Here is a 17272-nt window from a genome sequence, read left to right on the forward strand (position 1 = left end):
TCGCCCTTCCACGCCTCGTAAGAGCCGAAGTCCTCTTCGATTCGGTCCGCGAGTGCGCCCTCGGGTTCGTCGCCGCCTTCCGGCGACATCGAGTTCCAAAACAGGTCGTGGAGGATGTGTCCGGACCCGTTGTGGGTGACGTTTCGGATGGCGCCGGGCGACGAGGAGAAGTCGCCGTCCTCGCGGTTGGATTCGAGGGTTTCCTCGGCGGAGTTCCAGCCGTTGACGTAGCCCTGATGGTGGGTATCGTGGTGCCACGTCAGAACCTGTTCGGAGACGTGCGGTTCGAGTGCGTCGTAGTCGTACGGGAGCGGGTCGAGTTCGTAGCTCATCTACGTCTTCGAATACGTCCGTTTGGAACATGAACGTTCCCTGAACCGCAGTTAAGTAAGCAACGTTACCATAGTGAGTCGGTACCTAAGTCGGTCGAGGTGGCCATATATTGGGGATGTGTGGGATCTGTATCTACTACCTGAGTAGTTCTGGCTTCCGCATGCCGAGCGTTTATCGGTCGGAACGGCATCGACTCGGGCATGGAATCAGACGAGCAGACCGAGAGTCGAACCGGCCCGGTTCGGGGAGAGACGGTTCGGCACGGCCCGAGCGTACACGCGAACCGCGCGTTTCCGACGGGCGCGTACCCCGAGAACCTCGACCCGTTCGTCCTCTTCGAACGCTTCTACATCGACCCCGACGAGGGGTTCCCGATGCACCGCCACGAGGGGTTCGAGATAGTCACCTACATGATAGAAGGAGGGATGGACCACGAGGACTCCCTCGGCGTCGCTCACACCGCCTCCGAGGACGAGGCGATGCGCATCACGGCCGGAGGCGGAATCCGCCACTCCGAGTTCGCCGCCGGGGGCGCGGCGTGCAACGGCCTCCAACTCTGGGTGAATCTCCCGCGAGCGAAAAAGGAGGCCGACCCCGACTACGTCGACGCCACCGACGAGCAACTCCCGACCGAGGAACTGGACGGCGCGACGGTGACCACCGTCGTCGGCGAGGGGTCGCCGGTCGAACTCCAGACGCCGATGGAGTATCTCGACGTCCGCGTCACCGACGCGTGGACGTGGTCGATTCCCGACGGGTGGTCGGGGTTCCTCTACGGCGTCTCCGGTGGCGGAACCGTGGACGGAGACGACTTCGGCGAGGGCGACGTTCTCCCGGTCACGGACGCCCGTGACGTCGAACTCGGGAGCGAGACGACCCTCCGTCTCGTCGCAGTCTCTGGCCGACCGCACGGGGAGCCCATCCGCCAGCGCGGCCCGTTCGTTCTCTGACGGGCGTCGGCGCGGAACGTCCTCTACTGACAGACGTTCGTCACTTTTCCAAACTCTTTAGGGATCTAACTTTGGTGGCTGGGAGACATTCGAACGAATAGAAACCAATGGCCGTTACCCAAAACGACAGCACGCCCGCACGTTCGTCCGACGAGCATCTGGCCGCCCTCGGAGACGAACACCGCCGGGCCGTAGTCGAAGTCCTCGCGGCGGAGGACCGCCCGGTTCGACTCTCACGCCTCGCGGAATCCGTCGTCGCGGAGATGCGCGACGACTCGTTCGGGACGCCGTCGCACGACGATATCGACTGCGCGAAACTGGAACTGCACCACCACCACCTCCCGAAGTTGGACGCCGCGGGCGTCCTCGACTACGACTACGAGGAGAGCCGCATCGTTCCGACGGACGACATCCACACCGTCTACGACATCGTGCGGTCCGTCACGGCGTAACTTCGCTCGCCCCGAGTCCCCCTCTTCGGCCCCGACAGACCGTTTTCCGCCCGCCCTTTGTTTTCCGTCCCCCCAAAAGAGCGAAGCGACCGTGACCACCACTCGTCGAGACGGCTACTCCGAATCGCCCTCCGCGGTGAGGGGCGACGAATCGTTCGCCGACGCCGCCGGGCCACAACGATAAACACCGTCCCGGAGGATTGTACGTTCGAGAAGACGCTGAACCACCACCGTACTCTCACCATGCTATGACATCTGGAAGCGAAGCCGGCGACGCGCGTGACTCGGCGATACAAGAGCAGTCCGAACGGCCGACCCGCCGTCGCGTGCTGGCGTCCGTCGGTGGGGCGGCGACGGCGATTCTCGCCGGTTGTGCCGGTTCAGACAGGTCCTCGGACTACGTGGACGGTGAAATCGACGCCTCCGAACTCGACGTTTCGGATAACAGTTCTCGGTCGGCCTCGGAGATGTCGACGGCGTCGTCTCTGGCCCAAGTCGAAAAGACGGAAGCCGCCAGTTCGCTCGACTCGCTCGAACTCGACGACCACTATTTCACCGTCGTGGACGGCTACAAAGGCCCCGTCGTGCGAGGTACCGTCACGAACACGAGCAACGAGACGGTCGCTCTCGCCGAAGTTCGAGTTCGGGTGTTCGACGACACCGGAACTTATCTCGGACTGTATCTCGACAGCGTCGGGGAGTTGGGACCGGAGACGACCTGGCAGTTCGAGGCCATCCTGCTCGCTTCGCTCGACGACATCGCCACCTACGATATCGCCGTCTTCGGAATTCCCGAGTGAGCGTTCGCTCTCCCCTCGAAACCGCACGCGGCCGACTGTCTCCCCCGAGAGACCGACGCCCGGAACTCGGCCACGACGGACCGCAGAACGGCCGCTACCGATTCGAATCCTTTTAGTTTCCGTCGCCGCTATCGTTCGGTCCCGAGTTCTCGTCGCCGGCGCCCGGTCGGTTTCGACTCGACTCCGATCCGGACGCAGTCTCGCGTTCTCCAGTGGAAACGATGGGGTCTACGTATAGGTTCGAAAGCCGGACTCTCCACACGAAACGGAGGGCTTACTTCTCGACGTTCAGCAGCGCGACCCGTTCGCAGACGAGTGATTCCGCGTCGCCGTCGACGGTGGCCAGTTCGGCGTCGCTCACGTCGAAGAACTCGCGGACGAGCGATTCGTCGTAGTCGCCGAGCGTCTCTTCGGGTTCGAAGTCGAGTCGCTCGCGGAGACGTTCGACGGCGGCATCCTCGCTTTCGCCGTCCGCGAGGACGACGACGGGCGTCTCACCGGGGGAGACGCCCATCGCGAGGGCGTCGTCTATCTGTCTTCGCCCGGCGGCGTACAGCAGTATCTCGACCGCTCTGTCGCGTGCGACGTTCTCACCGCGCTCGAACGCCCGGTCCGCGAGTTCGACGGCGCGACGCAGGTGCAGTTCGCTCACCACGTACCGCGCGTCGAACGCCTGTACGGTCGTCTCCGTCTCCTCGGCGACGTCGCTCACCGTCGCCACGAACTCGCCCACGTCGGCGACGGACGCGACGCCTTCGAGCAGTCTCATCCGAAATCACCCAGACTGGCCTGCTCCTGTGGGTCGTTCTCCTCGCGTCGGTCTCTCGCCGTCTCGAACGCCGCGTCCGGCACGTCCTCGTCGTCGGCCTCTCGAACGCCGTCCATCGAGGGGTCCTGCCGCCCGGCGTTCTCGAGGACGTTCTGGGCCGTCTTCCGACGCCCGCGCAAGGCCGCGAGGACGACGGACTTGTCGGCCTCTCTGAGTTCCGCGCGCGTCGCGATACCCGCCTCGAAGAGGCGGCGGGCGCGCTTTCGGCCGACGCCGCGGACGCCCGCGAGGTCCAACAGTTCGTCGCGGACGCCGTACTCGACGCGCTTTTTGGCCTCGCGCACGGCGATGGTCGCCGACGCGTCGATTTCGCTCGCCAACTGCTCCGCCGCGCCGAGCAACCACTCCGCCGTGTCGACTTTCCCGCGGATGTCGCCCGGGCCGACGCCGTAGCGTTCGGTGATTCGGCTCTCGGCTACCTCGTCGGTCCAGTCTTCGAGCAGGCGCGCCGTCTTCAGCGCCGAGAGCCACTCCTCGAAGCGCACGTCCTCGTACTCCGAGGGGGTGCTCCCGAGCAACTCCGGTTCGCGTTCGTAACAGAGTTCGGTGTACTCCTCTCTGTCGCCCGACTTCAGGTAGAGCTGGTACATGTCGGGCGTCCGGCAGACGAGGTGGAACAGTCCGAGTGCGGTCGGATACGTCCGGTCCGTCTCGAACTCGTCGTCTCTGTCGCCGTCGCTCTCGCTTTCGCCTTCGCCCGCGTTGCCTCCCTCGGACACCATCTCGCTCGCTCGCTGAAACCCCGCCGATTCGTCGGGGGAGTCGGCGGCGGCGCGGTCAGGTGCGCTCTCCGTCTCGCCTTCGAGTTCGCGCAGTTTCTCCGTTCTGTGGTCGCTCGCCCACCGCAGGCCGTCGATAATCTCCGCCGCGCTCATCGGGTCGAGATAGAGGCGAGAGACGGTGTGGCCCACGTTCGTCGCGGTTATCTCGTCGCCGTCGCGTTCGACGAACCCGTTAGCCTCCAGATAGTCGAGGACGTTGTCGGTCACCCGTTCGAGGCGTCCCGGTTCGTCCGTCTGCGTCGCGTACAGCGTCTGGTCGAGAAAGTCGAGAAGCCCCTCGCGGGTGCGGGCGAACCCGGAGGCGACGGTAGCGAGCAGGTGCGTCCGAAGCGCGGGTTCGGCGGCGAGTTTCGAGCGGACGGGTTCGGCGTCGGCCCAGACGTACCGCTCGAACAGTTCGTCGCGTTCGTCGGCGTTCTTCGCGAGGAGGACGGCCTCTCCGTAGGGGTCGAGTCCCGGCCGTCCGGCGCGGCCCATCATCTGGTGGACTTCGAGCACGTCGAGCGGTTTCATGCCGCCGAAGTCGCCGTCGTAGCGCCGCCAGTCGCGGACGACGACGCGCCGACTCGGCGTGTTGACGCCCGCCGCCAGCGTCGGCGTCGCGCTTATGACCTTTATCAGCCTGTCGCGGAACGCGTCTTCCACGAGACTGCGGTGTTCGGCCGCGAGTCCGGCGTGGTGGAACGCGGACCCCTTCGCCACGCAGTTCGCGAGGGTGTCGCTCGTCTCCGCGTCCGAGACGTCGCGAATCTCGTGGGCCAACTCGGCGAGTTCACCGCGTTCCGCGTCCGTGAGGCGCGTCTCGGTCACGTCCGCGAGTCGCTTCGCGGACGCCTCGGCGTTGCGACGGGAGTTGACGAAGACGAGGCTCGACCCGCCGTCACCGTCGCCGTCGCCCTCGTCTAAGATGTCCGCGACGAGTGCGGCCGTCTGCCTGTCGCCCTTCTCGACGGGCACCTCTCGTTGGCTGCCGTCGTCGAAGGTGATGGCGTTGCCGTAGTGGACGCCCATCTTCAGGTCGATGGGCCGCCAGTCGGACTGGACGAGTTCGGCGTCCAACCACTCCGCCACCTCGTCGGCGTTACCCACCGTCGCGGAGAGGGCGACGACCTGCAGGCCGGGGTTTATCTTCCGGAGTTTTCCGAGGGTCACTTCGAGCGTCGGGCCGCGGTGGCTGTCGTCTACGAGGTGGACTTCGTCGGCGACGACGCAGGAGAGTTCGTCCACCCACGGCGCGTTGTTGCGGACGAGCGAGTCCACCTTCTCGCTGGTGGCGACGATGATGTCTCTGGACGCCAACCACTCGCCGTCGGAGTCGTAGTTCCCCGTGGAGACGCCGACATCGACGCCGTACTCTTCCCAGCGTTCGAACTCGGCTTTTTTCTCCGACGCCAGCGCTCTGAGGGGGACGATGTAGAGCGCCTTCCCGCCGCGTTCGACGGCCGAAAGCATCGCCAACTCCGCGATGAGCGTCTTTCCGCTCGCCGTCGGAACGCTCGCGACGAGGCTCTCGCCCGCCGTCACGCCCGCCTCGACGGCGTCGGCCTGCGGCGGATACAGCTCCTCGATACCCTCGTCGCGGAGGTGTTCGGGGACGCCCGGCGGTAACCCCGCGAGGTCCGCTGTCTTCATCGTGTTCGGTTGGCGCGTCGTCCGGTTTAAACTGTCGGGTCGCGGCTCTGCGGCCGTCTCCCCGCCGTCGGCTCGGAACGCGATTCAGGGACGGTCCAGGAACAAAGAGAGGTGGCGAACGACCGTCCGACTCTCCAACCCGCCGGCTATCGCGCCGGTGACGACGCCGATGGTGCTGATAAAGCCCGCCGTCCGGACGAGGTCGACGATGCTCACCGCGGGGTTCTGGAGAGAGGGCCACGTGCTGATGAGGTCCGGCGGGAAGACGAACAGTTCGATGACGAGCATCAGGAGGGCGACGAGCGTGAACAGACCGAGGACGGCCGAGAACATCGTCGCCAACACGACGACGTTCACCACGGCCATGTGTTCGGTCATCACCTGGTGGGGGTCCCGCGGGAAAAAGAGGCTCTGTGCGAACGCGAGGTACAGCGTCGCCGCGACGATGCTGAGCGACGCGAACCCCGCCGCCGTCGCGTCGCCCATGTGTATCCCCACGTCCCACGTCTCCGCGCTGAACACCAGAACCAGCGTCGGCGCGACGGCGGCGGTGGTCAACCCCGGCAACGAGAGAGGGAGAAGCGGCGCTCGGTTCCGAACCAGAGAGCGGAGGACGTACCCGGCGTTGCCGACGGCGCTCTCGGCGTGGAACGCCGCCCGTCCGAGCGGGTTCCGGACGCCGTCTACGTCCGCCGATTCGGGAACGCTCGGGGCGACTCGGCGGAGTCGTTCTCGCGTCTTTGGGGCGAACGACCCGACGCTCCGACGCTCCGGGTCGAACCGGAACGGTCGCATCACGGCGCAGTCGGCGTCGTGTCCCGCGTCGAGGACGTGTCCGGCGAGATGCAACAGGAGGTGTGCGGCGTTCCACCGCACCGGTTCCGAGTCCAGAGCGCGAATCGGTTGGTCCCGCGGCGAGGTGAGCAGTCGCCGCGTCGAGACGACGATGACTCGGCTCACCGGCGACGCCAGACCCGGAACGACCCGTTTCCGGTTCGATATCAGCGGGACGTCGGTCACCACGACCACCGCGTCGTACGGGCCGTCGACCATCCGGAGCGTCGCTTCGTCGAGGAAGTCCGAGGGTCGGCGGGAGTGCCCGTCGTCGAGTCGGTCGGGCTCTTCCTCGTAGAACGCCCACTCCACGCCGGTTCCGCGACAAAGCTCGTCGCGGGCGTCCGAGACCATCCGGTTCGCGAACCCGCGGAACGGTTCCACCTCGGCCGTCGGCGAGTGAGAGACGACGACTCCGACGTCTATCGTCTCGCCGCCCTCGTTCGAGTTCGAGACGGACGTTCGACCGTCGGCGCGGGAGTCGGACGCTGTTCGGTCCACGCCGTACACGTCGGCCCTCCGGCGGTAAAGTGACGGGGCCGATTCGGACGCTCGCGGCGGGTCGTCGTCGGGCGACGCGGCGGCGTCGCCACCGATATGTACGCCCTCGCCGAACGTCCGGCCATGAAGATTCGATACGACCGCGACACCTGCATCGGGATGTTCCAGTGCGTCGACGAGTGGGACGCCTTCGAGAAGAACCTCGACGACGGGAAAGCCGACTTGGACCGAGCGGAGGAGGTCGAACCCGACGTCTTCGAACTCGAAGTCCCCGAGGACGAGGAGTTCGACGCCGAGTTCGCCGCCCGCGTCTGTCCCGTCGACGCCATCGAACTGTACGACGACGACGGCGAACAGGTCGTCTGACCTTCCCCGTCCGCGAAGTAGGCACAACCGTTATGTACGCTCGTTGAGATTCGTACGCCTAAGAGGACCATGAGCCACCGAAGTCACAACACACGCCTCTCGGAGTGGGCCGACCTCGTCGGAGCGTCGCTCCCCGATTCGCTCGCGGAGGTCGAAGACGTAGAGGAGACGGCGCGCGACGCCGCCGACATCGCTCCCGGAGACGGCGAGCGCGGACGCCCGAACTGAGGGTCGAGCGCCCCGTTTCAGTTCCACCGCGGTTCGCGAACGCTTATTCGCGACGACGCCGAAGCGCCTACGATGGCGGCCACCGACGACCCCGCATACGTCGATCACCCCCTTTTGACTCCCGAGTTCATCGAACGCCGACTCTACCAGATTCGGCTGGCGGGCTCCGCGCGCGACGCGCACACGCTCGTCTGTCTGCCGACGGGTCTCGGCAAGACGACGGTGAGTCTGTTGGTCACCGCGGATAGACTCCGGAACGTCGGCGGGAAAGCGCTGTTTCTCGCGCCGACGAAACCGCTGGTGCAACAGCACGCCGACTTCTACCGCGAGGCGCTTTCGATACCCGACGACGAGATAGTCGTCTTCACGGGCGACGTTCGCCCCGACGACAGGGCGTCACTCTGGGAGGACGCCCGGATAGTCATCGCCACGCCGCAAGTCGTGGAGAACGACCTCATCGGCAACCGCGTCTCCCTGCGCGACGTGACGCACCTCACCTTCGACGAGTGCCACCGCGCGTCGGGCGACTACGCCTACGTCTACATCGCCGAACGCTACCACGCCGACGCCGAAACCCCGCTCGTCACGGGGATGAGTGCGTCGCCGGGCGGCGACGAGGAGGCCATCCTCGAAGTCTGCGAGAACCTCGGTATCACCGAAGTCGAGGTGATGACCGAGGAGGACGCGGACGTGGCGGAGTACACCCACGACACCGACGTCGAGTGGGAGCGAATCGACCTCCCCGACGAGATTCTGGAGATGCGAGACGCCCTCAACGAGGTCATCAAAGACCGCTTAGAGAAGCTGAAATCGCTCGGCGTCTCGAACACGACACAGCCCGACGTCTCCCAAAAACAGCTGAACGGGATGCGCGCGGAACTCCAGAAACTGATGAACGCCGACAAGTCGGACGGCTACAAGGGGATGTCCACCCACGCCGAGGTGATGAAACTCCGGCGCGCCGTCGAACTCGTCGAGACGCAGTCCGTCGAGTCCGTCCGCCGGTACTTCGAACGCCAGCGAAACGCCGCGCGGTCCTCCGGGGCGTCGAAGGCGAGTCAGCGTCTCGTCGCCGAACCGAAAGTCCGCGAGGCGATGCGGAAAGCCGAGTCGTTCGACGGGACCCATCCGAAGTTCTCCCGGGCGCGCATCCTGTTGGCGCAGACGCTCGGCATCGAAGACGGCGAACGCGTCATCGTCTTCACCGAGTCCCGCGACACCGCCGAGGCGTTGACTGAGTTTCTCGGTCAGAGCTTCGACACCCACCGCTTCGTCGGGCAGGGCGACGCCGACGGCTCCGAGGGGATGACCCAAAAAGAGCAACAGGAGACGCTCGACCGGTTCAGAAACGGCGAGTTCGAGGTGCTCGTCTCCACCTCCGTCGCGGAGGAGGGTCTGGACGTCCCGGAGGTGGACCTCGTTTTGTTCTTCGAACCCGTCCCCACGGCCATCCGCTCCATCCAGCGGAAGGGTCGGACCGGCAGGCAGGCGAAGGGCCGCGTCGTCGTCTTGCTGGCCGAGGACACCCGCGACGAGGCGTACTTCTGGATATCTCGCCGACGCGAGAAGGAGATGGAGTCGGAGTTACGCGAGTTGAAGGGCGTCGCAGACGAGGTGGAAGACGAACTCGACGACGCCCAGACCGGTCTCGAAGCGTTCTCCGGCGCGGAGGGGGTCGAATCCGACTCCGCTGCCGCCGAGAACGGAGCGGCGACGAACGGCGGTGTGACGGCCGAGGGCGCGTCGTCGGACGCCGACGGGGACGGTCAAGCCGGACTGACGGAGTTCGGCCCGACGGACGAGGAGGTTGCCCGCGCCGACGAGGACGAAGAGAGCCAAGACCCGGAGGCGGACGGACTCGCCGACGGCGACGGGGTGGTCGCCACCGCCGGACGCGAGGACGACTCCGTGGAGATAGTCGTCGACCAACGCGAACTCGACTCCTCTATCGCGAAGGACCTCTCGACGCGCGACGGTATCGAGACGCGATTGGAGACGCTCGCAGTCGGCGACTACGTCCTCTCGGACCGCGTCGCGGTGGAGCGAAAGTCCGTCGCCGACTTCCTCGATACCCTCGTCGGCGGCGACCGGTCGCTCTTCGAGCAGGTGGGTGACCTCTCGCGGGCGTACGCCCGCCCCATCCTGATTCTCGAAGGCGAGGGACTGTACGAGGAGCGAAACATCCACCCCGGCGCGATTCGCGGCGCTCTCGCGTCTCTCGCGGTCGATTTCGACGTGAGCGTCCTCCAGACGCGCGACGAGGAGGACACCGCCGAACTCCTCTCGACTATCGCCTCCCGCGAACAGACCGAACGCGAACGCTCCGTGAGCGTCCACGGCGGAAAGAGCGCAAAGACGCTGACCGAACAACAGGAGTACGTCGTGTCGGCCATCGCCGACATCGGACCCGTCACCGCGGAGAACCTCTTGGCGGAGTTCGGCACCGTCGAAGCCGTCATGACCGCGCGCGAAGACGACTTGCTCGACGTGCCGGGCGTCGGCGAGGTGACGGCGTCTCGAATCCGCGAAGTTGTCGGATCCGATTACGAGTAATCCTGCCTCGTCGTTCACGTCTTCTTTCGGACATCTGTGCGGTTTGACTTGTATGACGTAGTGGATAGTATATTAATCGAACGAGTTTATGCAATATTTATTCGATTTAGGAGAAACGGCTATATGGGAAGACGGTAGACATGTAATCCGAAGATGAGTACCTCTTCCGCGGAAGACGAACGGTCCGTCCGCCGTTCTCCCTCGGACTCCGTAGACTTCCGACACAGCGCGCTCTACGGAGCCCCGCAACACGAGACGGACGTCCCCGAAGACCCCTACCGCGAGATGTTCGACGTGAACGACGACGCACTCCCCCGAGAACGCGACCTGTTCACGTCGTTCGAGCATTTCAGCGTCGACGAACCCGAGGACGAAGACGACCACCCCTCGACAGTCGGCGTCGGCCCGATACTGGGCCCGCAGACGGCGTAACTACCCGACGACTCCGGCCTCTTCCGGTCGGCCCACCCGCGCACTCCCCCCCACCGTTGCGCGGCCCGTCGTCGGACCTTCCCCTTTCTCGTTTCTTCGATACCGCCGAGCGCCGCTTTCGGCCTCCGATTCAGCGGTCGAGCGCGGAGAGCGCTTCGGCGGCCTCTCGCGCGGCGGCGAGATGGTCGCGCGCCCGCCGCGGGTCGTCGGCCGTCTCACCACGCGTCGCGTGCGTCGTCACCGCTCTGAGCAAGGCCTCTCGCGCGTCCGTCGCGGTGGCGCCCGCCGACCTACCGGACGCGGCCGACGAGGCCGGTGAGGGCGACGAAGTCGGCGAGGACGAGGAAGCCGACGGCGACGCTCCCGACGGCTCCGCGGCGTCCGCCGAGTCGCTGGCTCGCGTGCTGGTGACCGCCTCTCGGTCGACGTCGGACCCCTGTTCGCTCGGCACCGTCGCCTCGCCGTTCGCGGGACGGTCGCTCTCGGGCGTGACCGCCTCGGCCGACCCGCCCGCAGTCGCCGACGCGTCCGCTTCGCCCGTCGCCGCCGGTTCGGCCGCGTCGGCGCTTTCGGCGTCCGCCGACTCGCCGCCTTGACAGTTCGGACAGAACTCCTGTCCGTCGTACCGGAAGACGGGCGCGCCGCAGTCGTCGCAGTGTTTGTTCGTCATCGTCGCGCCCTTCAACAGCAGTTCGCTCATCCGAGCCGTCTCCTGTCGGCGAGGCCCGTCGTCGTCGTACTTCTCGCGGAGTCGCTGTCGCTCCGCTTCCTTGTCGAAGTCGCTCATACCGCTACGAAGGCGACGTGCGTCGAAAAACCCACCGGGACCGCCGGAGTTCGACGAACGACGAACCGTAATTCGACGCGAGAAGGCGAGATGCGGCTGTTCCGAAGCGTTTAATCGGAATCCGGCGCGTCGTTTACGTGGTATGACGAAAGTTAGCGTGGTCGGGGCCGCCGGAACGGTCGGCGCTGCCGCGGGCTACAACATCGCGCTTCGGGACATCGCCGACGAACTGGTCTTCGTCGACATCCCGGACAAAGAGGACGAGACGGTCGGTCAGGCGGCCGACACGAACCACGGCGTCGCGTACGACTCCAACACGGAGGTGTACCAAGGCGGGTACGAGGACACCGCCGGGTCGGACGTCGTCGTCATCACCGCGGGCATCCCGCGGTCCCCGGGACAGTCCCGGACCGACCTCGCGGGCGACAACGCTCCCATCATGGAGGATATCGGCGCTTCGCTCGCGGAACACAACGACGACTTCGTCTCCATCACCACGTCGAACCCGGTCGACCTCCTGAACCGTCACCTCTACGAGGCGGGCGACAGAGACCGACAGAAGGTCATCGGCTTCGGCGGCCGACTCGACTCCGCGCGCTTCCGGTACGTTCTCGGTCAGCGTTTCGACGTGCCCGTCAAGAACGTCGAAGCGACTATCCTCGGCGAACACGGCGACGCGCAGGTGCCCGTCTTCTCGAAAGTCCGCGTCGACGGCCGTGACCCCTCGTTCGACGACGAACGCGACGAGATTCTCGAAGACCTACAGGAGTCCGCGATGGACGTCATCGAACGCAAGGGCGCGACCCAGTGGGGTCCGGCCACCGGCGTCGCCCACATGGTCGAAGCGGTCCTCCGCGACACGGGTGCGGTCCTTCCGGGCTCTATCAAACTCGACGGCGAGTTCGGGTACGAGGACACCGCCTTCGGCGTCCCCGTCAAACTCGGTTCGGACGGCGTCGAAGAAGTCGTCGAGTGGGACCTCGACGACTACGAACAGGGTCTGATGGACGACGCCGCCGAGAAACTCCGAGACCAGTACGACGAAATAGCGTAACCGGGCCGCTTCGGCCGCCGTTTCTCTCTCTCCGCCTCACGACGGCGTCGGCTTCTCCACGTGAGAGATGTACGCGGTGAGGTCCGTCGTCGTTATCATCCCGATGACGGTGTCGTCGTCGTCGACGACGGGGACGTGGTGGACGCCGCGTTCGACCATCGTGTCCGCCGCGGCGGTGATGGGTTCTTGCGCCGTCGTCACGACGACGTCCGTGCTCATGTACTCGGAGACTGGCGTCTCGTCTTTCGGGCGGCGTTCGGCGACGATTCGGACGAAGTCCGTCGAGGTGAGAATCCCTTCGAGACGTCCTGCCTCGTCGGTGACGACCACCGACCCGATTCCCGCTTCGAGCATCCTCTGTGCCGCCGTCTCCACTAACGTGTCCGGCGAAACCGACCGCACCGGTGAAGACATGAGTCGCGCGACGAATATGTCGTCCATGCTACTTGATAGCGCTCGACAGAACATAACAATTGTTGTTCCGGTATCGTGCGACGCCCGCGGGAACTGCGTCACCGGACCGCCGGAAGAAAAACGCGGCGCGGTGGCGGCGTCGGTTCGCCGCGAGCGGATTACTCGCTCGACGACTCGGCGGCGGTACCGTCCGTCGATTCGCTCGTCTCGTCGTCGCTCGACTCCTCGCGGACGAGTTCGTAGCTGAATCCGATGGCGTTGTGCGGCGTTATCTTCACGTCCCACGTCCCCGCTTCGGGGTCGTCGACGCGGTAGACGAACTCCGTGCCGCCGTCTCGAACGGCGTACTCGCCGTCGTTCGTCGCCCGAGGCTGACTCCGGCCGAGGTCGACGTGGCCGTTGTCGCTCACGCGGACGCGTTCGGCGTCGACTGTCTCTCCGCTCGGACTCACGAACTGCACGTCGAACGCCGCGGCATCGCCGTCGTCCGCGCCGGTCGAGTAATGCGCGGACCGCGGCGAGAGGGTCAGCGTGAGGTCGTCCGCTCGCTCACTCACCTCGACGCTCGTCTCGAACGGTTCGGAGGGCTGCCTCCAGACCACGTAGTTGAGGTCCACCTCCTGCCAGTGGGTGTTCCGCTCGTCGCGCGCGGGGTCCTTCAGACCGAGGTCAACTTGCGTGTCGTACCGACCGCGCTCTGCGTCCGCCGGGGGCGATAGCGTGATACTCACGGTCGCCGTCTCGCCGGGCGAGAGTTCGCTCGGGGCATCGATGTCGACCCACGAGGGGTCGAGCGCCAGCGGGCACCCGCTCCCGCGGCAGTGACTGCGTTCGTCCGCGAGTTCCGGGCTCAGCGGGACCGCGGAGTCGCCGGTGTTCTCCACCACTATCTCGTTCGTGATGCTATCGCCGGCCTCGACCTGTCCGCGGACGTAGGTCTCCGAGCGTATCCGCACGGTCGGCTCCTTCCAGACTTCGACGCCGACCTGGGCCGCGTGGACCGGACGCGGCGGGCGACCGGGGTAGGTGATGCGCTCGTCGGTGAACGCTATCATCCCGCTGTAACGGCCTATCTCGGCGTCCTCGGGGACCGATACCGTCACCGTGAACTCGGCTTCCTCGCCGGCGGCGATGTCGGTGTCGCCGTCGATCTCTACCCACGAGTCGTCGAGTTCGTCCTGACTCGTCGGCGGGACGTACAGGTGCGGGTCCACCGTGACCGAGTCGTTCTCCTCGTTCTCGACGACGACGGAGAACTCCTCGCTCTCGCCGGGTTTCAGGTCGAGATAGCCGTTCTCGCTATCGACGTACAGATTCGTGTAGTTCCACTCCGCGTCGTCGCTCGACGCGGACCCGGCCGCGGATTCGGAGGCGACGGCCGTCGTCTGGGCCGCCGCGTCCGTATCGACGGCGGGCGCGTCGAGACTGTTCGACTGGGTCTGGGCCGCGACGACCGGTAGCGCGCTCAGCACTACCAGTGCCGCTATCAGGAGTTCCTTTTTCATGGTTCGCGTAGCCGCCGCTCGGGCGCAGCGATGGAGGGCTGGCGGCTGGAGGGCGTGCTACAGCAGTTGATTCATTCAGTCGAATCATATACTTTCTGGTTGACACGATGGCAACCAATCGGAAAGAACCCGGCCGTTACAGCCGTTGCTTCAGCGTCTCGGCCGTCTTCGCGCCGACACCCGGCACGTCCGCCAGGTCGCTCACCGACGCGCCGCGGACGTTCTCGACGCTCCCGAACCGTCGGAGAAGGGCCCGCCTCGTCTTCGTGCCGACGCCCGGCACGTCGTCTAACACCGTCTTCACCTCGTCGCGGAGAGTCTGGTGGTACTGGACGGCAAAGCGGTGCGCCTCGTCGCGCACGCGTTGGAGGACGTGCAGATGCGGCGCGTTCGCCGGCCAGTCGTACACCCTGTCTTCGGTGATGACGAGTTCCTCCTCTTTCGCGAGGGCGACGGCGGGCACGTCCCATCCGACTTCCCCGATGGCGTCGAGTGCCGCGCCGAGTTGGCCGTCGCCGCCGTCTATCAGGAGGAGGTCTGGGTCCGGCCTGTCGTCGCGGCCGGAGACGGCGCGTTCGGCCCGCCAGCGGACGAGTTCGCGCATGTTCGCGTAGTCGTCGTTCCGGTCCGGGAGTTTCTTTCGGCGGTAGTCGGACTTCTCTGCGGACCCCTCGACGAAGCAGACGTCGCTTCCGACGACGGCGGTGCCTTGGGCGTGACTCACGTCGAACCCCTCGATGCGCGAAACCGACGAGAGCCCGAGTGCGTCCGCGAGTGCGCCGAGTTCGTCGTTTCGATTCGGCCCGCGTCTGGCGTTCTTCAGCGCGAGTTCGACCAGTTTCGCCTCGCGTCCGGCCCCCGGAACCCGGACGGAGACGCCCTCGGCGTTCAACCACGCCGTCACGTCGTCGTCGTCGGGGCGTTCCGAGAGCAAGACGGCGTCCGGTAGCGTCCGTTCGGCGTAGTACTGCGTGAGAAACGCCGAGAGGACGGCGGCGCTTCTGTCCCCGCCCTCGGGCGCGTCGAGGCGGTGGCTCGACCGGTCGACGAGTTGCCCACGTTCGCTGTGCAGGCGGGCCACCGTCGCCGAGTCGCCCTCGACTGCGACGCCGAGAACGTCCACGGCGCGTTCGTCCGTCCGCGCGGCCACCGCCTCCTCGCCCGCGCCGTGAAACGACTCGACCGCGTCGAGTTTGTCGCGCAGGTTCGCCGCGCGTTCGAAGTTTTCCTCCTGTGCTGCGGATTCCATCGCCCGGCGCAGGGGGTCCGCGAGGATACCCGTCTCGCCCTCGAAGAACCGGACGACCGAGGACACGTCCTCGCGGTAGTCCGCCTCCGAAATCTCGCCCGTACAGGGGGCGGTACAGAGACCCATCTCGTAGTCGAGACACGGCCTCGCGCGGTTCGCGTACTTGTGGTCCGAACACCCGCGGACGCCGTACGTCTCTCGGAGGGCTTTCACCACCGTCTCGACTCTTCCCTTGTCGGTGAACGGGCCGAACACCGTCGCGCCCTCTTGGGGGTCTCGGGTCACCTCGATTCGCGGCACGGGGTGGTCCGTCAACTGGACGAGCGGATACGACTTGTCGTCCTTCAGGCGGACGTTGTACCGCGGTTGGTGACGCTTTATCAGGTTCGCTTCGAGGAGAAGCGCCTGCGTCTCGGTGTCGGTGACGGCGAAGTCGATCCGGTCGGCGCGTTCGACCATCTGGCCGATTCGCGCCCCGCGGGGGTCGGCGTACGACCGCACCCTGTCGCGGACGTTCACGGCCTTTCCGACGTAGAGGACGGTGTCGTCCTCGTAGAACTGGTAGACCCCCGGCTCCGTCGGGAGGTCGTTCGCGCGCGTTCTGACGCGACTTCGGTCCATCTACTCTGCGGTACGTTCCGACGGGCTTTGAGGCTGACGCGAGGCGTCTCGGCGGGACGAGGCGTTCGCCCGCGCCGTCGCCCGCGACGGCCCGGTCACCGGTCGGGGTTTCGACGGACCGACGACCCGAGTTCCTCGACGTCGTCGGACCGCATCTGGCGGCCCGTCCGGCCGTCTCCCGCGGCGTCGCCGAGGGCCGCCCTGAACGCGCGTTCGGCCCGGTGGAGGCCACGCCCCGCCTCCGTCGCGGCGAATCGGTCGTTCTCGCGTTTCGCGACCACGCCCGCGTCGAGTAACGGCGGAAGGTGGCGGTGGTGGAGGGCTACCTCCGCCTCGTCGACCGGTCGGTCGGAGTGGTCGTCCGGGGACGCCCCGTCGTCTCTCGTCCGCGTGACCACGCGACGAGCGAGTTCCCGCCGCGTCAACGGACGGTCCGAGTCGGCCAGAACCGCGAGGACGTCGCGCCGCCTGTCGGCCGCGAGCAGTCTGTGGGGACTTTCGGCTGTGGAGGGGACCATTTGCTGTCTGTCTATCCCGGTCGACGTTTAGTTTTTGCGCACCCGTGTCGGGTCGTTCAGGGGTTCCAACACGTCGCCGTCGGTCGGTAGCTACAAGCGGCGTCTGGCCGAACGCCGACGCATGGCGGATTCAGAGGACGACGACACCGTCCGCGCGTGGTTGGTCGAACGCTCGTACGACGACCGCGGCCTCATCGTCATGGTGTACGCGACTCCCGACGGCGAACGCGCCCGACGGAAGGAACTGTCCGCGACGGTGATGAACCAACGCGGCGTCGCCCCCACCGCCGCCACGGCGATAGCGGCGGCGGACTTAGACGAGGTGACGGACGACGAGACGCGCGAACGGTACGCCGCGGAGGTGGCCCGGATGCGGGAGAAACACGACCCGGACGACGAAGTGTAATCCCACCTTTTTCCGGTTCGGGTCGC

Annotated in this window: 17 protein-coding genes and 1 pseudogene; 9 read left to right on the plus strand and 9 right to left on the minus strand. The window is 66.3% G+C overall.

Features of this window, described 5'->3' with window-relative positions:
* Positions 1-332: pseudogene (sod, locus tag BM167_RS16595) on the minus strand (superoxide dismutase [Mn]); the annotation flags it as partial.
* Positions 333-533: 201 nt separating this feature from the next.
* Between sod and BM167_RS16600 the strand changes: the two are divergent.
* From BM167_RS16600 to BM167_RS16610, 3 genes are all read left to right on the plus strand, one after another.
* Positions 534-1283 carry a pirin family protein gene (locus tag BM167_RS16600; RefSeq protein ID WP_092893850.1) on the plus strand — a complete coding sequence of 250 codons (750 nt, stop codon included), beginning with the start codon at positions 534-536 and terminating at the stop codon, positions 1281-1283.
* A gap of 107 nt (positions 1284-1390) precedes the next feature.
* Positions 1391-1735, plus strand: a complete 345-nt coding sequence (locus tag BM167_RS16605) for a DUF7344 domain-containing protein (protein ID WP_092893851.1) — start codon at positions 1391-1393, stop codon at positions 1733-1735.
* 248 nt (positions 1736-1983) lie between these two features.
* A complete protein-coding gene (locus BM167_RS16610) occupies positions 1984-2535 on the plus strand; it encodes an FxLYD domain-containing protein (RefSeq protein ID WP_092893852.1) in 552 nt (183 codons plus the stop codon).
* 274 nt (positions 2536-2809) lie between these two features.
* Here the strand turns inward: BM167_RS16610 and cgi121 are convergent, their stop codons facing one another.
* From cgi121 to BM167_RS16625, 3 genes are all read right to left on the minus strand, one after another.
* The gene (gene cgi121, locus BM167_RS16615) at positions 2810-3304 is read right to left on the minus strand and encodes a KEOPS complex subunit Cgi121 (protein ID WP_092893853.1); all 495 of its coding nucleotides are present in this window, start codon (positions 3302-3304) and stop codon (positions 2810-2812) included.
* Positions 3301-5778: an ATP-dependent DNA helicase gene (locus BM167_RS16620; RefSeq protein ID WP_092893854.1), complete on the minus strand. Its 2478-nt coding sequence runs from the start codon at positions 5776-5778 to the stop codon at positions 3301-3303. Before BM167_RS16620 ends, cgi121 begins: the two co-directional genes overlap by 4 nt.
* Before the next feature lie 84 nt (positions 5779-5862).
* Entirely contained in the window at positions 5863-7113 is a 1251-nt protein-coding gene (locus BM167_RS16625; protein ID WP_245781405.1) for a zinc metalloprotease, read from the minus strand.
* Positions 7114-7236: 123 nt separating this feature from the next.
* Between BM167_RS16625 and BM167_RS16630 the strand changes: the two genes are divergently transcribed.
* From BM167_RS16630 to BM167_RS16640, 4 genes are all read left to right on the plus strand, one after another.
* The gene (locus tag BM167_RS16630; RefSeq protein WP_092893949.1) at positions 7237-7479 is read left to right on the plus strand and encodes a ferredoxin; all 243 of its coding nucleotides are present in this window, start codon (positions 7237-7239) and stop codon (positions 7477-7479) included.
* A 69-nt stretch (positions 7480-7548) separates the two neighbouring features.
* On the plus strand, positions 7549-7707 hold the full coding sequence (locus tag BM167_RS18645) for a hypothetical protein (RefSeq protein WP_177213405.1): 159 nt from the start codon (positions 7549-7551) through the stop codon (positions 7705-7707).
* Positions 7708-7779: 72 nt separating this feature from the next.
* Positions 7780-10260, plus strand: coding sequence for a DEAD/DEAH box helicase (locus BM167_RS16635; RefSeq protein ID WP_092893855.1), 2481 nt, complete (start codon positions 7780-7782; stop codon positions 10258-10260).
* Positions 10261-10413: 153 nt separating this feature from the next.
* Positions 10414-10692 carry a hypothetical protein gene (locus tag BM167_RS16640; protein ID WP_092893856.1) on the plus strand — a complete coding sequence of 93 codons (279 nt, stop codon included), beginning with the start codon at positions 10414-10416 and terminating at the stop codon, positions 10690-10692.
* Positions 10693-10822: 130 nt separating this feature from the next.
* Here BM167_RS16640 and BM167_RS16645 read toward each other — a convergent pair whose 3' ends face one another.
* Entirely contained in the window at positions 10823-11479 is a 657-nt protein-coding gene (locus BM167_RS16645) for an Sjogren's syndrome/scleroderma autoantigen 1 family protein (protein ID WP_092893857.1), read from the minus strand.
* Positions 11480-11621: 142 nt separating this feature from the next.
* Between BM167_RS16645 and mdh the strand changes: the two genes are divergently transcribed.
* On the plus strand, positions 11622-12533 hold the full coding sequence (gene mdh / locus BM167_RS16650; RefSeq protein WP_092893858.1) for a malate dehydrogenase: 912 nt from the start codon (positions 11622-11624) through the stop codon (positions 12531-12533).
* 36 nt (positions 12534-12569) lie between these two features.
* Here mdh and BM167_RS16655 read toward each other — a convergent pair whose 3' ends face one another.
* The 4 genes from BM167_RS16655 to BM167_RS16670 all read right to left on the minus strand — a co-directional run bounded on the left by BM167_RS16655 (position 12570) and on the right by BM167_RS16670 (position 16840).
* On the minus strand, positions 12570-12974 hold the full coding sequence (locus BM167_RS16655; RefSeq protein WP_092893859.1) for a CBS domain-containing protein: 405 nt from the start codon (positions 12972-12974) through the stop codon (positions 12570-12572).
* Between the two features lie 131 nt (positions 12975-13105).
* Complete coding sequence (locus BM167_RS16660; protein WP_092893860.1) at positions 13106-14452, minus strand: COG1470 family protein; 1347 nt, start codon at positions 14450-14452, stop codon at positions 13106-13108.
* Between the two features lie 136 nt (positions 14453-14588).
* The gene (locus BM167_RS16665) at positions 14589-16322 is read right to left on the minus strand and encodes an excinuclease ABC subunit C (protein WP_092893861.1); all 1734 of its coding nucleotides are present in this window, start codon (positions 16320-16322) and stop codon (positions 14589-14591) included.
* 95 nt (positions 16323-16417) lie between these two features.
* The gene (locus BM167_RS16670; protein WP_092893862.1) at positions 16418-16840 is read right to left on the minus strand and encodes a DUF7344 domain-containing protein; all 423 of its coding nucleotides are present in this window, start codon (positions 16838-16840) and stop codon (positions 16418-16420) included.
* 121 nt (positions 16841-16961) lie between these two features.
* On the opposite strand from BM167_RS16670, the gene BM167_RS16675 reads away from it, so the two are divergent.
* The gene (locus BM167_RS16675) at positions 16962-17246 is read left to right on the plus strand and encodes a DUF7967 family protein (protein ID WP_092893863.1); all 285 of its coding nucleotides are present in this window, start codon (positions 16962-16964) and stop codon (positions 17244-17246) included.
* Positions 17247-17272 lie beyond the last annotated feature (26 nt).

The organism is Halopelagius inordinatus (assembly GCF_900113245.1).
GTDB lineage: Archaea > Halobacteriota > Halobacteria > Halobacteriales > Haloferacaceae > Halopelagius > Halopelagius inordinatus.

Excerpts from the sequence above, each read along its gene's own strand:
- BM167_RS16600 (WP_092893850.1), top strand. The coding sequence starts at position 534 with ATGGAATCAGACGAGCAGACCGAGAGTCGAACCGGCCCGGTTCGGGGA.
- BM167_RS16605 (WP_092893851.1), top strand. The coding sequence starts at position 1,391 with ATGGCCGTTACCCAAAACGACAGCACGCCCGCACGTTCGTCCGACGAG.
- BM167_RS16610 (WP_092893852.1), top strand. The coding sequence starts at position 1,984 with ATGACATCTGGAAGCGAAGCCGGCGACGCGCGTGACTCGGCGATACAA.
- cgi121 (WP_092893853.1), bottom strand. The coding sequence starts at position 3,304 with ATGAGACTGCTCGAAGGCGTCGCGTCCGTCGCCGACGTGGGCGAGTTC.
- BM167_RS16620 (WP_092893854.1), bottom strand. The coding sequence starts at position 5,778 with ATGAAGACAGCGGACCTCGCGGGGTTACCGCCGGGCGTCCCCGAACAC.
- BM167_RS16630 (WP_092893949.1), top strand. The coding sequence starts at position 7,237 with ATGAAGATTCGATACGACCGCGACACCTGCATCGGGATGTTCCAGTGC.
- BM167_RS18645 (WP_177213405.1), top strand. The coding sequence starts at position 7,549 with ATGAGCCACCGAAGTCACAACACACGCCTCTCGGAGTGGGCCGACCTC.
- BM167_RS16635 (WP_092893855.1), top strand. The coding sequence starts at position 7,780 with ATGGCGGCCACCGACGACCCCGCATACGTCGATCACCCCCTTTTGACT.
- BM167_RS16640 (WP_092893856.1), top strand. The coding sequence starts at position 10,414 with ATGAGTACCTCTTCCGCGGAAGACGAACGGTCCGTCCGCCGTTCTCCC.
- BM167_RS16645 (WP_092893857.1), bottom strand. The coding sequence starts at position 11,479 with ATGAGCGACTTCGACAAGGAAGCGGAGCGACAGCGACTCCGCGAGAAG.
- mdh (WP_092893858.1), top strand. The coding sequence starts at position 11,622 with ATGACGAAAGTTAGCGTGGTCGGGGCCGCCGGAACGGTCGGCGCTGCC.
- BM167_RS16655 (WP_092893859.1), bottom strand. The coding sequence starts at position 12,974 with ATGGACGACATATTCGTCGCGCGACTCATGTCTTCACCGGTGCGGTCG.
- BM167_RS16660 (WP_092893860.1), bottom strand. The coding sequence starts at position 14,452 with ATGAAAAAGGAACTCCTGATAGCGGCACTGGTAGTGCTGAGCGCGCTA.
- BM167_RS16665 (WP_092893861.1), bottom strand. The coding sequence starts at position 16,322 with ATGGACCGAAGTCGCGTCAGAACGCGCGCGAACGACCTCCCGACGGAG.
- BM167_RS16670 (WP_092893862.1), bottom strand. The coding sequence starts at position 16,840 with ATGGTCCCCTCCACAGCCGAAAGTCCCCACAGACTGCTCGCGGCCGAC.
- BM167_RS16675 (WP_092893863.1), top strand. The coding sequence starts at position 16,962 with ATGGCGGATTCAGAGGACGACGACACCGTCCGCGCGTGGTTGGTCGAA.